Consider the following 15,509-nt stretch of genomic DNA (forward strand, 5'->3'; position numbering starts at 1 on the left):
GCTGCAGCTAACTTTTTACATATGAAATACAGTATTAAAATTGCTTTAAGCATAGTAGTGCTCAATATGATTTTTGCGTGTAGCAAAAGTGACGACACAGATTACTTTGCTTTAGACGAAAACCTAGAGGTTATTATACCGGCTAATTTTCCGGAGATGCAATACGATATCAGTAGAAATCCACCTACAAAAAACGGATTTGAACTGGGCAAAAAACTGTTTTACGATGGTAAATTATCATCCAACGGATTTATTTCTTGTGGCTTTTGTCACGAACAACGCTTTGCCTTTACGCATCATGGACATCAATTTAGCCACGGTATTGACGACTTAGAAGGAATCCGAAATGCTCCGGCTGTTCAAAACATGGCTTTTCAAAGTCAATTCTCTTGGGATGGCGGCACCTCTCATCTTGATTTATTTCCCATTATCCCTATTACTAATGAGGTTGAAATGGGAGAAACCATAAGTAATGTGCTCAAGAAACTACAAGCAGATAGCGAATATCAGCGGTTGTTTGCTTCGGCTTTTGAAGACGGTTCGGTTAATAACGAAAACTTCTTTAAAGCACTTTCTCAATTCATGGTCATGATGATCTCGTCTAACTCTAAATACGATAAATATGTACGTAATGAGCCTGGCGGTGAATTTTCAGAACTAGAAGAAGAAGGACTGCGTGTTTTTGAAGCCAAGTGTGCTTCTTGTCACAAAACCGATTTATTCACAGATAGTGCTTTTAGAAATAACGGCCTCCCTCCCTATCCCGGAATTAACGATCTGGGCCGGGCAGAAGTTAGCGGCAGCACCGCAGACAACTATAAGTTTAAAGTACCCAGTTTGCGCAATGTCACTGTCACAGCCCCTTATATGCATGACGGGCGTTTTGGAAGCTTGGCCTCTGTACTCAATTTTTACAATTCTGGGGTGCAAGATTCTGAAACCTTAGATCCCATATTAAAACAAAATGGCAGATTAGGAATAGCACTCAGTACTAAGGAGCAAGAAGCCCTGATCGCCTTTTTACAAACCCTTACAGATTCTGAATTCCTCAACGATGAGCGTTTTGCAGAATACTAATTAAAAAATATCAAAACAATGAAAATAAATTATATATCAATTTTAGTCCTTTTAATAATCTCTTTATCTTCTTGTAGTAGTGATGACGATGCTATCTCAACAGATCTAACAGCAGCAAGCCCGGGAGAATTGGCAATCACTTTTGACAATCAAGTGGGCGATACAGATTTTGTATTGAATCAGGAGTTCACTATAAATAGTCAAACTGTAACTCTTAATCAATTGAGATACTGGGTTAGCAATGTATCACTAATTAATGATCAAGGTGAAGTTATAGTTATTGATGATTCATACTTTCTGATTGAAGAAACAGATGCTATTAGTATTCAAGATGGAGCTTATGAATATCCTGCAACAAAACGGGAGACTATTACATTAAGTGGTGTTCCTGCAGGAAATTATACCGGAATTTCATACGCAATAGGTATTGATTCAAAATACAATGACAATCTAAGTCTGCAAGCTGGAGAGTTATCGCAACTCAATGGAATGACAAACATCTCCTGGATGTGGCACACGAGTTATATTTTTACTGCAATCAAAGGTAAAATCGTTAACAGCGAAAGTGTCTTAAAGCTAGAAACTGGTTTAAACGACAGCTATCGCGAACTAACCCTTAATTTTGACCAAGCATTAGTTGTAAACGCATCTGACACTAGCGACCTGCTAATAAAAGCAGATATAACAGGTATGCTACAAGGTGTAGACTTTACAGAAACACCGGTAATAGGAGCTTCTACTCCAGAGGCTATGAATTTGATGGCAGATAATTTTCAAAATGCAACGTTCTCATTAGAGAAAGCAACTGATGAAAATTTATAGACTTTCTTTTTTGATTCTGGCCGCTTTAAGCTTAGGATGTTCTAAAGATGACGCAGAATATATAGAAAACCCGCAATTTGATTTGCGGGTTCCTGCTAATTTTTCTGAGCCTCCAGAGTTTCCAGATAATCCTTTAACAACAGCTGGTGTAGCACTGGGCGAAAAATTATTTTTTGACTCAAAATTGTCAGGAGATAATAACATCTCTTGTGCGACTTGTCATAAACCTGAACTCGCATTTTCAGAAGGTTCTGCCTTAAGTACTAAAGGCATCTCTGGCAAACCACTGTTGAGGCATGTACCTACTCTAATAAATTTAGCCTGGTCTCAAAATGGTTTTTTCTGGGATGGTGGCTCCAAGAATTTAGAATCCCAAGCATTTGCGCCTCTGGCTCATGAAGATGAAATGTTTCAGGATTTACAAGAATTAGAAGAAGAACTTAAAGCTGAACTTGAATATATAGAGCTTTTTGAGAATGCTTTCAATAGTGAAATAAAGATAAATCTAGTTATGAAAGCTTTAGCTCAATATCAAAGAAGTCTGATTTTCGCTGACAGTAAATACGATAAATACATAAGAAATGAAAATGACGTTGAGCTGAATCAACAAGAACTTAGAGGTTACTCTGTGTACCTTGATAACTGCGCGCAATGCCATCAATCTGATCTTTTTACAGATGATAATTATCACAACAACGGTTTAGATGCTACCTTTTTAAATTTCTCTAACGATGAGATGTTTTTAGGTAGATATCGAGTCACTAGAAATCCTGATGATATAGGCAAATATAAAACTCCAACATTACGCAATGTAGCTATCACAGCCCCATATATGCATGATGGGCGTTTTAACAGCTTAAAGGAAGTGCTTGATTTTTATAATTCGGGCGTACAGGAATCTGAAACTTTAGATCCTCTATTAATTCAAAACAATAAAATAGGCATTGAGCTTAATGCAGATGATCAAGAAGCTCTTCTTGCCTTCTTAAACACATTAACAGATTCTAAATACCTCTAGAACGGTATTTTTGAAAACACCTAAATTGAATAACAATGACACAAATACGCTATACAAGCTTATGTATTATTTTGATTAGTTTTTTCACAGCAACAGCAAAAAATTACAGCAGTCAATCTTTACATAAGGAGATCAATCCTTTTTATAAATATAATTATGAAGACTGTGATTTTTGCGGCTGCGGAAGCACTGGTGGTGGTATGGGTTATGGTACGGTAGGCAACGAGAATTTCGTAGGCCTGCGTTACATTTACCAGCATTATCAATCCAGAGACGGAATTTTTAATAATTCACCCTGGGTAGAAGAGAATTTCAACACCTTACAGATTTGGGGTAAAATACCAGTTACCGAAAAACTGAGTTTAACGGCTATCGCTCCGTATCATTTTCATAACCGAAATTTTATTGACGGAAGTTCTCAAAACATCAATGGGCTTGGCGACATCAGTATTCTTGCTTTTTACACGCTGATCACTCCGGTTCCTGATGGTTTGTATGAAAATCAAATAACAAAATACAAACACAGTCTTGAAATAGGTGGTGGAGTAAAATTACCCACCGGTGAGTACAAGCGTTCTAATAATGAAGGCAGTGTTAACCCAAGTTTTCAAGTGGGCACAGGAAGTTTTGACTATATTGTAGCTGCTAATTATTCAGTAGGGTATGAAAACTGGGGCTTGGGCTTGATGACCAATTATACCTTTAAGACCGAAAACAAAAAAGACTATCATTTTGGCGATCAATTCACTTATGGAATCAATCTTTCTAAAGTGTACAATACACTTAAAATAAACAAGATCATTCCGTTTGTAGGTTTGGCAGGTGAGGTATACTCAGAAAATGAAAACTATGGTTTACCTGTTGCAGACACAGAGGGCAACGTACTTTTTGGACGCTTAGGCGCTGAATTTTCTCTAAAAAAACTAAGTGCTGGTGTAAATTTAATGCTTCCGGTAAGTCAAGATTTAAATGATGGTAAAGTAGAAGCTAAATACCGCTTAGGACTTCATTTTAATTACGTTTTATAATCTAACTAGTAGTGTTTGGAAACGTATTGTAGAATCGTTTCCGAACACTAACTATTAAAATCTTCTATCTTTTTCTTAGCAAAGGAGTAAGAAAAACGCCTTTTTGAATGAGCGGGATACTTTCTGTGCTTAGTAAGATTATTGAAAACCAGAGCTGTTACAAAAAGAATTAAGGTTCCTGATAATACCGGAGATAGCACATAGCCATACCCTAACTCACTAATTTTTGTATTTCCTATAATAGCAATTAATGCTGTAGCACCACCGGGTGGATGTAATGTTTTTGTAAACTGCATAGCGATTATAGAAGTGGCCACAGCCAAAGGCGCTGTAATCCAAATGACATCTGGCATAAACCTACCTATCGTAACACCAATAGCAGCTGATATAAGATGCCCGCCTATTAAATTTCTAGGTTGAGCCATAGGACTGTTTATTGCTCCGTAAATCAAAACACTAGAAGCACCAAAAGAACCGATTAAGAAAATATTTTCTAGTTCTGTTAAAAACTGAGACTGCACCCAAGCAATGAGTCCTATCCCTATAAATGCACCTACAAATGACCAGAAATACTCTTTATAGTCAACAAAAGTTTCTTTGTAAATAATGTATTTAGAGATCCTATAAGTCCTCCTTACATTCCTTTTGCGCATTGGCTATAAACTTTTTTTATAATTGTGTCAATGAATTTAAAACCTAAAGCATAAAACTATCTATAAAGGTATCTTGTTGCTCAACGGATTTGATGTACAAATCAAAATATTTTCCATCTTTAAAAATAATGTATAGTATTTCCTGCTGCACATTCCAAAATTGAAGTTCCCAGAGCTGTCACTACAGAAGTTTTTTTTTGATTTATCAGAACTCTTTGAATTTAAAATCAAAGTTATGTACTGCTTTTTTGAATCTAAAACCAGCAATATATTACTATAAAGTCGTACCACATCGTTTGGAATATACTGGGCATCCCAAATTCTGGAACTATGCAGTTTAGCATCTAATACGCTTAAAGCATATCCATAAAAATCCTGAATAAGATGATGTGAAAAATTCATTAACTTTTTAAGATGCACATATTCTTTTTTCTCCAAAACAACTACTTAGGGGCAAGCCTCGAAGCATTTAAATCTCGATTATCGCGTAAAAAATGATTGTATTTCATAGCTGCAATAAAAAAGCCCGTACCCGATTGTGTGATCCCTACTTCACGTGAATCGGGGTTGGGACTTTGAATACGTTTAATTTAAAAAATACCAGAGAACACGCACTTGCTCAATTTGAATGCTGCTCAAATTAATTTGTATTAAATAACCTTAGGATAAAACCACAAAGCTTTCTAATCTTTATTATCGAGCAAGCGCGCACTAACTAACAGAAACTTTTCTCTGGATTGTTTTAGTTTTTGGCTAATTAACTAAACACTTATTCTAATACGATTTCTCCTGCATCAAGAGCTTTCTTAAGATCCACGCGTACTGTTTCAACTGTGTTAAAAAATTTCTTTCCATCCTTTAATTTCACGTCGACCTGAGCTACACAACCATTTTCTTCGGTTACTTCTGTAACTTCTATCTCTTTGTTGATGAGTGATCTGTAATTAGCTATTCCGCCACGCTTAATGATAAAATTGCTCTTCGGAAAATTGATATGTTCAAATGAACTTGTAGATGGTGAAGCAATTTTTAAAACATCTCCAGCTTTAAGTTTTGGAGTTGTACACGTATCTTGGGCATGAATAGATAATGTTCCTAATGCCATTGCGGCTACAAATAATATAGTCTTCATAAGATTGATATTTAGGTTATTAAAATAATTCTACTACCTATTAAGCAAGACATATGCCAGTAGATCAAAACTAAATATTCAAAATTTTAAAACACTGAAAACTAGTATTTTAGTTTGAATTCAAACTGTTTAAATAAAATTGTGTTGGGTATAGAATGCCCGGGTTGGATACAAACTACCCGCCTATACGGGTTTTGCTTAGAATACCACAAGCAAATGAAGCCATTTTCAATACAAACAAGTCTTTTAATTAAAAAAAAGCTCACAAACAGTTAAATACATAAGGTGAAGCGTAGTCTTTTAGAAAAAAAACAGGATTAACTTATTAATCAAAAAAAACAAGCCAAATAAGACCATAAATAAAAGAATCATTTGCACGTAAAATTTAAGTTGGTTTCGTTTCATTTCATTTTAATTAGACCAAATGAGTATTTCGATAATGTACACGTACTTGAGTTTATCTACGTTCTAGCAAAGAAAGTTTCTTATAGACCGTACTTTGCAACGCTCTAAACGCTTTCAAATGTTGAGTAAAAAGACTTCGATGAAGGTCATGTTCACGATTCCATTTCAGATTATAAGTTTCATGTCCATATTCTTTTTCTTTTAACAACCGTTGTTCTTGTCGAAAAATCGATGCCATAAACAACGTGTTTTTTCTCCGGAAGGCTAAGAGATTATAGTTTATGTCTATATTCTTTAAAAGTTGCTTTTCAATAACTGCTAATTGATTTATCTCGGTAGTCAAGTTTTCTAAATGCGTCATCCACAGGTTCAACTCTTCAATATCCTTGTTGAAGAGTTGAATTGTAAAAAAATAATCTTGTGTAGTGCTCATTGCTAAAATTCATCCATTTACTTCAAACTCTTTCTAGAGTTGACTTAAGTTATATAGCCTCTATACTGTTTAAGAGCTTACATTTTAACTTAGAACACTGTTCTATATGATAATTAAACAAGACTCTAAGTTGCTCATGCTGATGCTGATAATAGTACTCACAATCCATATCTTCGCATTCTCTAATTTCAGTAATCTGATTTAAATACTTACCAAGCAAATCAAGCAGTACGCTTGTTTCAGCCTTTTTATCGGTCAATTTGTGGATCAAAATTTCTGATTTAAAAGATTTTCTTTCTCCTAACCAAACAAAACTTTCTAACTCATTAGCGGTTAATTTTAGAAGAGTCATCCAGGTTTGAAGTTCTACGTAATTATTTTTTTGATAAAGGTCTACTTCATTGTCGTGTGCATAAATTTTTGTATCCATTATATAAAAGCTTATCAATTAAAATTCGTTTTGAGTAGCACTGCCTAAGTCCAATAAAGGCTCATTATTTTGAATTACAGGATATTACCATCAATCGAAACCTGCTGCTGAAAAACCCCTTTGATCAAAAGTGATTTAGACCCATTAGGAAAATCCCATATTACCTCATCACCTGTTGAGTAACCAATCAATGCAGCTCCCATAGGAGCCATCACCGAAATTCTTTTTTCAGCCAAATTGCTTTTTGCCGGGGATACGACGTAGAAATCCTGTTCCCAATCTTCCCATGCAACAATAACTTTACTGTTAAACCGAACCACATCTTCAGGTACTTCGGGATCATCACAAATTATCGCAGCCTGTAATTCTGCATTTAGATTATTAATTGATTTACGTACCAAGGGATCGTCTAAATGATACGAAACATTCATAATACGTTTCAAAAGCACATATTCTTTCTTTTCTAAAATCAAGCTTCCATATTTCATAATTTCTAATTTGTTTATGGGAAAATCCCGCGTTGTACATAGGCTTTCTCAATGCGTTCGATAGCCAAAATATAGGCTGAAGTTCTCATGTCTATCCCCCGCTCTTCTGCTGTCCTACTTACATTTTGAAAACTTGTACGTAACTTATTTTCTAATTTTGCTATAACTTCATCAAGTTTCCATAGCTCTCCATTTCTATTTTGCAACCATTCAAAATAACTGGTAATAACCCCACCGCTATTGCATAATATATCGGGTATGATGGTGACTCCTTTATCCAGAAGAATACGCTCTCCTGCTGCATTTATTGGTCCGTTTGCTCCTTCTGCGATCAGGCTCGCTTTAATACGTTCTGCATTATCTTCTGTTATCTGATTACCCAAAGCAGCGGGTATAAGGATATCACAGTCTATGCTGAAAAAATCATCTTTATTTATTTCTAGGGTATTCGGAAAATTTTTAATACCTCTTCCGCTGGTATTCGCATAGTTAAAAAGTGCTTCTACACCAATGCCTTCTTCTGAATATATACTTGCAAAAGCATCTTGAACCCCAACCAGTACGGCTCCATCTTTTTCCATAAAATATGCGGCCCAGTTACCTACATTACCAAATCCTTGTACGCTATATTTCTTTGCTTTAAGCGAAATATTATTCGCATCTGCCCATAACTTAATACAGAGATAAACACCATACCCTGTAGCCCTGTCGCGGCCTTCTAAACCCCCAGAACCCACAGGCTTTCCCGTTACAACATGCTGGTAAGTTGAACGTTCAGACGGGCTCTTCGTAGACATGTAGGTATCTGCAATCCAAGCCATAGTCTGGGCATTTGTATTTACATCTGGTGCCGGTATGTCGTGTTCAGGACCTATATTATCACCTAACGCATAAGTGAATCTTCGCGTAATACGCTCTAATTCTGATTGAGAGTACAGTTTGGGATTTATCTGAATCCCACCTTTTGCACCTCCATAGGGCAAGCCTGCTAAAGAGGTTTTCCAAGTCATCCACATCGCTAATGCTTTTGCTGCATCAACATCTACAGTATCGTGATAGCGCAATCCCCCTTTGTAAGGACCAAGTGCATTATTATGCTGAACTCGATAACCCTTAAAAATCGCCACTTCTCCAGAATCGAGCTTTACCGGGAAATGAATGATGATCTCATTTGTCGTGACACTAAGTATTCTACGTATATTCGGATTTAAATCTATTTGATCTGCTGCATTATTAAATTGCCCAAGCACATTTTCTACCATTCCAGTAGCCTGTGTTTTAGCTCTGGTTTTTTGAAGTTTTTCTTTTTCTAGCGTTATCATAATTTTTAAAATGATGTAATTTCAATTAAGGTTTAGGGTTTTGTGAAAGTTTAGGTGATGATTTTCTGTTTGAGGAAAATCATACTCGCTACAAGACCACACCTGATCTTTATACGCGGTCAACACACAAGTTTTTAAATGAATACAGCTGAGGCAAATTGAAAATGAATTCGTTTTCATAGTATATAATTTTCACCCGAAAATTGAGATTAAAATACTTCGAGTAGGTTTACACAACCATTAAAACAAGAGCCTTGCCAAACCATCTAAACCCATAAGCATTTAACCTATAAAAGACTAATTACTAGAATAGTATGCTTGTTTCCTCAAAAAAATAATAATAAACCTGTAAACCTTATTTACCCGACTGGATAATTAGCACCCGTAATTAACACAAAGAGCCCCGACCTTATATTAAGACCGAAGCTCTTATAGATTTAGAATAAAAAGACTCGTGCTAATCCTTCAACTTTTCCCGCAAAGTTTTACGGGTAATTTTAAGTATTTCGGCCGCTTTGGTTTTATTATTCCCGGTTGTTCTAAGGACCTTTTGAATGTACTTTTTTTCCATTTCACCCAATGTTAGTAATGCTTCATCAGGAAAATCTAACTTGTATTTAAGGTGTTCGGGCAAATGATCTATAGTGATGTGGGTATCACACAAAATCACGGCCCGCTGTATAACATTTTCAAGTTCCCGAATATTTCCAGGCCATTGATAGCGCTTTAAAACTTCTAACACGTCCGGATCTATTTTAACGAAACGGTCTTTGTATTCTATACCATATTTGAAAAGAAACTTATCAACGAGTAAGGAAATATCGGACACCCTTTTACGCAATGGTGCTACTGCTATCTCAACGACACTGAGCCTGTAATACAAATCTTCCCTAAAGCTTTGGCTTTTAATCATTTCAAGCAAATCACTATTCGTTGCAGCGATAACTCTGACGTCTATCTTCTCAGCATTTTGAGACCCGACACGCATGACTTCCTTTTCTTGTAAAACCCGGAGCAATCGGGCTTGCACTGCAAGGGAGGCATTGCCAATTTCATCTAAAAAAATAGTACCTCCTTGCGCAGCCAAAAAGGCTCCTTTTCTATTGGTATCTGCACCTGTAAAAGCGCCTTTGGTATAGCCAAAAAGTTCGGCTTCCAGTAAATTTTCAGGAATACCCCCACAGTTTACTGCTATAAATGGAGCTGTAGCAAACTTACCGGAGTAGTGAATAGCACGGGCTACGAGTTCTTTACCTGTTCCACTTTCACCCGTTATAAAAATAGTTGCTTTATTATTTTTTACGCGTTCAATAATTTGAATGACATCATTTATCTTTTCAGAAGAACCTATGATTTCTTCATGCGTATTTTTTGCCCCTGTAGCGGTAGAAGATTTTTGAGAACCACTATCTGAAGTTTTAGGAATTGTACGCGCAATAGCCGCTTTCAATTCATCTTTTGTAAAAGGTTTCGTGAGGTATTCTAGCACCCCAGATTTCATCACCGTTAGTGAATCCTGTACAGAAGGATATCCCGTAACTACTAGCTTAGGTAGATTGGGATAGTGCTCTGATACAAATTTTAAGAGCTCAAAACCATCTATCTGCGGCATTTTAAGATCTGTAATCATAAGATCTATATGACTATCCCGTAAAATATGCACCGCCTCTTTTACAGAGACCGCACGATAGGTATGATAGCTCCAAGAATGTAAATGCCGCTGTAAAAGCTCTAAAATGTGCAAATCATCATCTACAATAAGTATATTCTCTTTTCGTAATCTCATGCTTTCCTATTTAGGTAAACGAACACTAAATATAGCGCCTTTATCGGTATTGTTTTGAGCTACAATACTGCCCTTATGACTAGCCACAATACCGTGCACTACACTAAGTCCTAATCCTGAACCTTCGCCTGTAGGTTTTGTGGTAAAAAAGGGCTGAAAAACTTTTTCTAAAGCCTCTTCACTAAGTCCTGGACCTTCATCAAGTATTTTCAGAATAATGTGCTCCGTGTCTTGAAAGGCCTCGATAGTTACAACACCATTTTTAGGAGAAAAATAAATAGCGTTGATTATAAGGTTAAAGATAATTTGAGTAATCTGTACAGTATCTGCCTGAATGACAAGCGCTTCTTCTTCAATCTTCACCTGATAGCTTACCTGTTCTTTTCTAAACGTCGCTTCTAATAAATCGAGTGAATCATAAATATGCGGAACGATATTGATATGTTTTTTTTCTTTTGGCATCGCACATGCAAAAAACATCAGCTTCTTTACTACTTCTCTTGAAAAAATCGTGTTCTTAATTATCTTATCAAGATCTGAAGCAGCTGTTTTATCAGATGCCATACTCTCTTTAAGTAATTCTGCAAATCCTAGGATATTTGCTAATGGAGTATTAAGCTCATGAGCTATTCCGGCTGTTAATTCTCCCAGTATCGAAAGTCTGTCTGCGTGCTCCATTTGTCTTTTTAGTAGACTTTCATTTTTTTTAATAGCAACACGTTCTAGGAAATCTCCTATTTTAAGTGCTATATTATCAATTAATTGCTGCTCTTCTCTTAAAAAAGACATCTCCTCCTTTTTGAGAGAAACCACTATAGCCCCTTCTTCTTTATTGAATAAATATATTGGAGATGAAATGCTCGCTTTGTTATCAGAAAATCCAGTCTTAACCTGGGTTTTACCTTTCCTTATTAATATTCCTGTATATTCTGGAAATTGAAATGCTTTTTTTAAACTAAAAGCAATAGCCTGAAATGTTTCTTCCTGATATTCAGGATCAGCATTCACCAAAATCGAAGAAACCTCATAAAGACAGGTCAACTCTTTAATACGCTCTTTTAAAGCCTCTTCAGTATCATTCATATTTTATACTATTAATTCAAAGTGTAAGCTTAACCAGCACTATTGGGTTTAATTCTTAAAATAAGATACCCTATAATTGCAGCTATTACTGAACCTATGAGTATTCCCATCTTTGCTGATAAATTGTAGAGGGGATCACTTTCAAAAGCTAAATTAGAAACAAAAATAGCCATCGTAAAGCCTATTCCGGCAAGAAATGATGTTCCTATAATATGCCGTAGCGTAATATCTTTAGGTATATTGATAAGTTTAATCTTTTTAACAAAAAGAATTATAGCTGTTATTCCTATACTTTTTCCTAACACCAACCCTAAAATTATATTTATAACCAGTTGTGTATCTAATGCTACTTCACTGGTAAGGTTTACACCTGCATTAGCCAGTGCAAATATAGGAATGATTAAATAAGCAACCCAGCCATGCAAACTGTGCTCCATATGTTGTAAGGGGGATTGATAACGACTTGTCCAATCTTGAAGATCATCAATTTCCTGTATTTGTTCTTTACTTAAAATAGGTTTTTTAGAGATTGCTGACATTTTAATAGTTGAAGTGATTGCGACTAAATTCTCTATGAATTCAGGCGTATTGATTTTTTGCCTTATAGGAACCGAAAATGCCAGTAGAACTCCTGCAAGTGTAGGATGAATGCCTGATTTGAGGAATAAAATCCAAATCACCAATCCAAAGCTTATAAGTATAAATTTTGAATAGTACTGTTTATAAGACAATATATAGATGAAGACCAAAAGAATCAGTGCGATTATTAGCATTGTCAAATTAACCGTTCCACTATAAAAAAAGGCAATCACCACTACGGCTCCTAAATCGTCTACGATAGCAAAGGCCGTTAAAAAAATTTTGAGACTTAAGGGTACTTTTTTACCTAATACATTTAGAATAGCTAAAGAAAAGGCAATGTCTGTAGCCATAGGTATACCCCAACCTTTCAGGGTTTCAGGGTTTTGATTTAAAATCAAAAAAAATGCAACCGGTACAACCATACCACCCAATGCTCCAAAAAGCGGAAAGGCCATTTTTTTTAAAGAATTTAATTCACCTATACTAACTTCACGTTTTATTTCTAAGCCTATCAAAAAAAAGAAAATGGTCATAAACCCATCATTAACCCAGAGAATTAAGGGTTTGTACAATTCAAAGCCTTCCGTTTTAAAACCTATTTTATAATTCCATAAATCAGAATAACTATCTCCTAACGAAGAGTTAGCCCATAACAAAGCTAGGAGTGTTGCTAACAGCAGGAGTATTCCGCCGAAGCCTTCAATTTTTACAAATTTTTGGAAAAGAGTTTTGCTGAATAGGTTTTTATCCATAGTTGAGAATAGAGATTATGATGTTAGATTTACAGGCAGTAGATAGTTGTTGAGCTCTAGTATTACTATTAAGAGCTCTTTTTTACTCTATAGAAAAGAGTAATTTGGATCACGATCCCAATAACGATAAGAAAACCAATTTCTAAGGTTGAAATAAGTTTACTCGTATTCAAAGATTTTTGAGCACTATGCATGAGATTTTTACTTTCGTGAACCTGTATTTTTGACAAAGCAACTAGAGCATCTTGCATCGTATCAAGACCATTCAAATTTTCCGTCTTTAAACGTTCAAAATTTCCGGATTGTTGAACTATTTGAGATTCTAGTACTTGTATTTTTTCAAATCCCTCTTGCAGGACTGTCAATTGGTTTGACTCCTTCTCGGTTAATTTTGTATTCTGGAAATCAGAAAGAAGTTTTGCTATCTCTTCATTATTCTCAAGCAACTTTTTAGAAATAGCACTGTCTTTTAAAGCCAGCCTTTTTGCAGCTAACATCTTAGAGATAGAAAAGATATAATCCTGTACCAAAACCCGGTCTTCAAATACTTCATTTACCGATTTCTGAGCGGTTTCAAAATGATGTTGATCAATTCTATTGGTTGCCAGAACCAATAAAAACACCACCGAAAGTGCTAATATCTTGTTGATGCGTTTTGATAAAGGTAAGTTTGAAATCATAGTAATTTGCTTTATAACAGGTTTTATTACTAAAAGCAAAATACTCACCACAAATCAAACGTCAAAAAATAACCATCTGAATATCAATATATTGAACCTAAATAACTCTAAATAAGACATTTCCCATCGGGTAATATGGAATCAAATTGGGTATTTATTACCCACTACAACATCCATTGAATCACTGAATTATAAATAAAAAAGGGTTTAAGCTTTCGCTTAAACCCTTTTGGTACCCCGGGCGGGTCAAATTGACTTGTATCAAATAGCTACAAACACCCTTAAAATATATGATTATCAGAATATTACATAAAGTTAATTTTCTAATTCTTGCAAATATTTTCCTTCGTATTACTTAAATTCGTTACTGATTTGTTACCCATTTGAGAATAGGATTATGAGTGTGAAAATAAGAAGCAAAAAGCTAAGTAAAGGAATAGAATCTCTATATCTAGATATCTACAATTCAGGCGTACGACATTACGAATTTCTTAATATTAAAATTACTCCTAAAGATAAAAATAAGCAAGAGAAGAGATTAATTGCGGAAAACATTAGAGCAACACGAGAACTTGAGCTTATCAGCAAAGGAACATCTTATATACCCAGACACTTAAAAGATATTAATTTTTTCCTTTTTGCAGAAAACTACATAAATAATTACAGATGTAAAGATGTTCGCATGATAGAACACTCCATCGCAAAGTTCAAAAAATGTATAGATAATGAAAAGCTTAAAATTTCAGATATTACAACAAGCTTAATGCTTAAGTATAAAGACTATCTTGTCTATGATGCCGGACTTACTGGTGAAACACCTCATAACTACTTCACCAGATTCAAGAAAATTTTAAAGTCCGCAAAAGTCGAAGGGTATTTCGACAAACTTCCCACTGAAGATATTATATTCTCAAAACCTCACCGAAATGACACAGTTAAAAAAGAAGTTTTAACTGCTGAAGAAATAGCAGTTCTTGCCGATACCTTCTGTGGAAATGATGGTGTTAAAAGAGCTTTTTTATTTTCATGTTACACGTCGTTAGGCTTAGCAGAAATCATCGATCTAAAATGGGCTAATATCCAAAATGGACGGTTAAGAACGATTAGAAAGAAAACAGGTGAAGAAATAAATAATCGCCTTACCCCCACCGCACTTTCTTTTTTGGGAGAACGTGGTTCAAGAAATAGTTACATTTTTAATCTTCGAAATATAAGTCAAACCTCCGTGAATAAAGATATTCGATACTGGGTTCAAAGAGCAAAAATCGATAAGCATATAACTTTTTATTGTGGTCGTCATACATTCGCTTGTTTGCTCTTGATGGCTGGCGCCAATCTTAAGACTGTAGCTGATGCAATGGGTCACACTTCTACTAAAAGCACGCTTAAGTATTTAAATTACGTTCAGAAATTACAAGATGATGCGATTGATCGATTGCCTGAAATCAAATATCTAAATTAAGTTTATAAGTTTCTGCTCAACTGTATTGTTCAGCTTCCACTTTAAATAAAATTTAAAAGTCTTCTGCTAAGATTTATAGAGGCCAGACCGCTATTTTTCCACAAGACATCAGTGAGACCAAACCTCAAATAAATACCACCCGAAATATTGTTGATGCATTTTGGATTGCGCTGCCATCGCAACATTTGGAACCACACTTATAAAAGGCGATACCAAAGTCGTCTGGCAGTTTACAAAATGATTTGTGCTTACCACAACACTCACCTACGGTATACACAATAATTAATAAACCCTGGTTAGATCTAAATAATGATAATTCTTTTTCATAAAGGCATACTTCTACCGTATTTTTATGT

General features: G+C 35.3%; 16 protein-coding genes. 5 read left to right on the plus strand and 11 right to left on the minus strand.

The window, feature by feature from the left end; genetic code table 11:
• Positions 1-21 precede the first annotated feature (21 nt).
• The 4 genes from DSM03_RS01850 to DSM03_RS01865 are packed head-to-tail and all read left to right on the plus strand — an operon-like array spanning position 22 to position 3,945.
• Positions 22-1,077, plus strand: coding sequence for a cytochrome-c peroxidase (locus DSM03_RS01850; protein WP_128761669.1), 1,056 nt, complete (start codon positions 22-24; stop codon positions 1,075-1,077).
• A gap of 18 nt (positions 1,078-1,095) precedes the next feature.
• Positions 1,096-1,899 carry an MbnP family protein gene (locus DSM03_RS01855; RefSeq protein ID WP_128761670.1) on the plus strand — a complete coding sequence of 268 codons (804 nt, stop codon included), beginning with the start codon at positions 1,096-1,098 and terminating at the stop codon, positions 1,897-1,899.
• Positions 1,886-2,917: a cytochrome-c peroxidase gene (locus DSM03_RS01860; RefSeq protein ID WP_128761671.1), complete on the plus strand. Its 1,032-nt coding sequence runs from the start codon at positions 1,886-1,888 to the stop codon at positions 2,915-2,917. The genes DSM03_RS01855 and DSM03_RS01860 overlap by 14 nt, the downstream gene beginning before the upstream one ends.
• Positions 2,918-2,952: 35 nt before the next feature.
• Positions 2,953-3,945: a transporter family protein gene (locus DSM03_RS01865; protein ID WP_128761672.1), complete on the plus strand. Its 993-nt coding sequence runs from the start codon at positions 2,953-2,955 to the stop codon at positions 3,943-3,945.
• Between the two features lie 47 nt (positions 3,946-3,992).
• On the opposite strand, the gene DSM03_RS01870 is transcribed toward DSM03_RS01865, so the two are convergent.
• The 11 genes from DSM03_RS01870 to DSM03_RS01920 form a co-directional block, all read right to left on the minus strand.
• On the minus strand, positions 3,993-4,598 hold the full coding sequence (locus tag DSM03_RS01870; protein WP_128761673.1) for an HPP family protein: 606 nt from the start codon (positions 4,596-4,598) through the stop codon (positions 3,993-3,995).
• Between the two features lie 60 nt (positions 4,599-4,658).
• Positions 4,659-5,036: a hypothetical protein gene (locus DSM03_RS01875; protein WP_128761674.1), complete on the minus strand. Its 378-nt coding sequence runs from the start codon at positions 5,034-5,036 to the stop codon at positions 4,659-4,661.
• Between the two features lie 331 nt (positions 5,037-5,367).
• Positions 5,368-5,730: a hypothetical protein gene (locus DSM03_RS01880; protein ID WP_128761675.1), complete on the minus strand. Its 363-nt coding sequence runs from the start codon at positions 5,728-5,730 to the stop codon at positions 5,368-5,370.
• Between the two features lie 457 nt (positions 5,731-6,187).
• Positions 6,188-6,568 (minus strand): hypothetical protein, encoded by a 381-nt coding sequence (locus DSM03_RS01885; protein ID WP_073099345.1) that lies wholly within the window; start codon positions 6,566-6,568, stop codon positions 6,188-6,190.
• Positions 6,569-6,617: 49 nt separating this feature from the next.
• Positions 6,618-6,998: a hypothetical protein gene (locus DSM03_RS01890; RefSeq protein WP_128761676.1), complete on the minus strand. Its 381-nt coding sequence runs from the start codon at positions 6,996-6,998 to the stop codon at positions 6,618-6,620.
• A gap of 74 nt (positions 6,999-7,072) precedes the next feature.
• Positions 7,073-7,486, minus strand: a complete 414-nt coding sequence (locus DSM03_RS01895; protein WP_128761677.1) for a GreA/GreB family elongation factor — start codon at positions 7,484-7,486, stop codon at positions 7,073-7,075.
• A 14-nt stretch (positions 7,487-7,500) separates the two neighbouring features.
• A complete protein-coding gene (locus DSM03_RS01900) occupies positions 7,501-8,808 on the minus strand; it encodes a Glu/Leu/Phe/Val family dehydrogenase (RefSeq protein ID WP_128761678.1) in 1,308 nt (435 codons plus the stop codon).
• 457 nt (positions 8,809-9,265) lie between these two features.
• Positions 9,266-10,594 carry a sigma-54-dependent transcriptional regulator gene (locus tag DSM03_RS01905; RefSeq protein ID WP_128761679.1) on the minus strand — a complete coding sequence of 443 codons (1,329 nt, stop codon included), beginning with the start codon at positions 10,592-10,594 and terminating at the stop codon, positions 9,266-9,268.
• A gap of 6 nt (positions 10,595-10,600) precedes the next feature.
• The gene (locus DSM03_RS01910; RefSeq protein WP_128761680.1) at positions 10,601-11,677 is read right to left on the minus strand and encodes a sensor histidine kinase; all 1,077 of its coding nucleotides are present in this window, start codon (positions 11,675-11,677) and stop codon (positions 10,601-10,603) included.
• 29 nt (positions 11,678-11,706) lie between these two features.
• Positions 11,707-13,011: a Na+/H+ antiporter NhaA gene (gene nhaA / locus DSM03_RS01915; protein ID WP_128761681.1), complete on the minus strand. Its 1,305-nt coding sequence runs from the start codon at positions 13,009-13,011 to the stop codon at positions 11,707-11,709.
• Between the two features lie 68 nt (positions 13,012-13,079).
• The gene (locus DSM03_RS01920) at positions 13,080-13,691 is read right to left on the minus strand and encodes an MCP four helix bundle domain-containing protein (protein WP_128761682.1); all 612 of its coding nucleotides are present in this window, start codon (positions 13,689-13,691) and stop codon (positions 13,080-13,082) included.
• Positions 13,692-14,088: 397 nt separating this feature from the next.
• Between DSM03_RS01920 and DSM03_RS01925 the strand changes: the two genes are divergently transcribed.
• Entirely contained in the window at positions 14,089-15,153 is a 1,065-nt protein-coding gene (locus DSM03_RS01925; RefSeq protein WP_128761683.1) for a site-specific integrase, read from the plus strand.
• The last annotated feature ends 356 nt before the right edge of the window (positions 15,154-15,509 follow it).

The sequence above is a fragment of the Leeuwenhoekiella aestuarii genome, from assembly GCF_004104055.1.
Classification (GTDB): Bacteria; Bacteroidota; Bacteroidia; order Flavobacteriales; family Flavobacteriaceae; genus Leeuwenhoekiella; species Leeuwenhoekiella aestuarii.

Bases quoted from the DNA above. Each gene is read 5' to 3' on its own strand.
- DSM03_RS01880 (WP_128761675.1), bottom strand. From the start codon at position 5,730: ATGAAGACTATATTATTTGTAGCCGCAATGGCATTAGGAACATTATCT.
- DSM03_RS01865 (WP_128761672.1), top strand. From the start codon at position 2,953: ATGACACAAATACGCTATACAAGCTTATGTATTATTTTGATTAGTTTT.
- DSM03_RS01905 (WP_128761679.1), bottom strand. From the start codon at position 10,594: ATGAGATTACGAAAAGAGAATATACTTATTGTAGATGATGATTTGCAC.
- DSM03_RS01910 (WP_128761680.1), bottom strand. From the start codon at position 11,677: ATGAATGATACTGAAGAGGCTTTAAAAGAGCGTATTAAAGAGTTGACC.
- DSM03_RS01870 (WP_128761673.1), bottom strand. From the start codon at position 4,598: ATGCGCAAAAGGAATGTAAGGAGGACTTATAGGATCTCTAAATACATT.
- DSM03_RS01895 (WP_128761677.1), bottom strand. From the start codon at position 7,486: ATGAAATATGGAAGCTTGATTTTAGAAAAGAAAGAATATGTGCTTTTG.
- DSM03_RS01925 (WP_128761683.1), top strand. From the start codon at position 14,089: ATGAGTGTGAAAATAAGAAGCAAAAAGCTAAGTAAAGGAATAGAATCT.
- DSM03_RS01900 (WP_128761678.1), bottom strand. From the start codon at position 8,808: ATGATAACGCTAGAAAAAGAAAAACTTCAAAAAACCAGAGCTAAAACA.
- DSM03_RS01855 (WP_128761670.1), top strand. From the start codon at position 1,096: ATGAAAATAAATTATATATCAATTTTAGTCCTTTTAATAATCTCTTTA.
- DSM03_RS01920 (WP_128761682.1), bottom strand. From the start codon at position 13,691: ATGATTTCAAACTTACCTTTATCAAAACGCATCAACAAGATATTAGCA.
- nhaA (WP_128761681.1), bottom strand. From the start codon at position 13,011: ATGGATAAAAACCTATTCAGCAAAACTCTTTTCCAAAAATTTGTAAAA.
- DSM03_RS01860 (WP_128761671.1), top strand. From the start codon at position 1,886: ATGAAAATTTATAGACTTTCTTTTTTGATTCTGGCCGCTTTAAGCTTA.
- DSM03_RS01850 (WP_128761669.1), top strand. From the start codon at position 22: ATGAAATACAGTATTAAAATTGCTTTAAGCATAGTAGTGCTCAATATG.
- DSM03_RS01885 (WP_073099345.1), bottom strand. From the start codon at position 6,568: ATGAGCACTACACAAGATTATTTTTTTACAATTCAACTCTTCAACAAG.
- DSM03_RS01890 (WP_128761676.1), bottom strand. From the start codon at position 6,998: ATGGATACAAAAATTTATGCACACGACAATGAAGTAGACCTTTATCAA.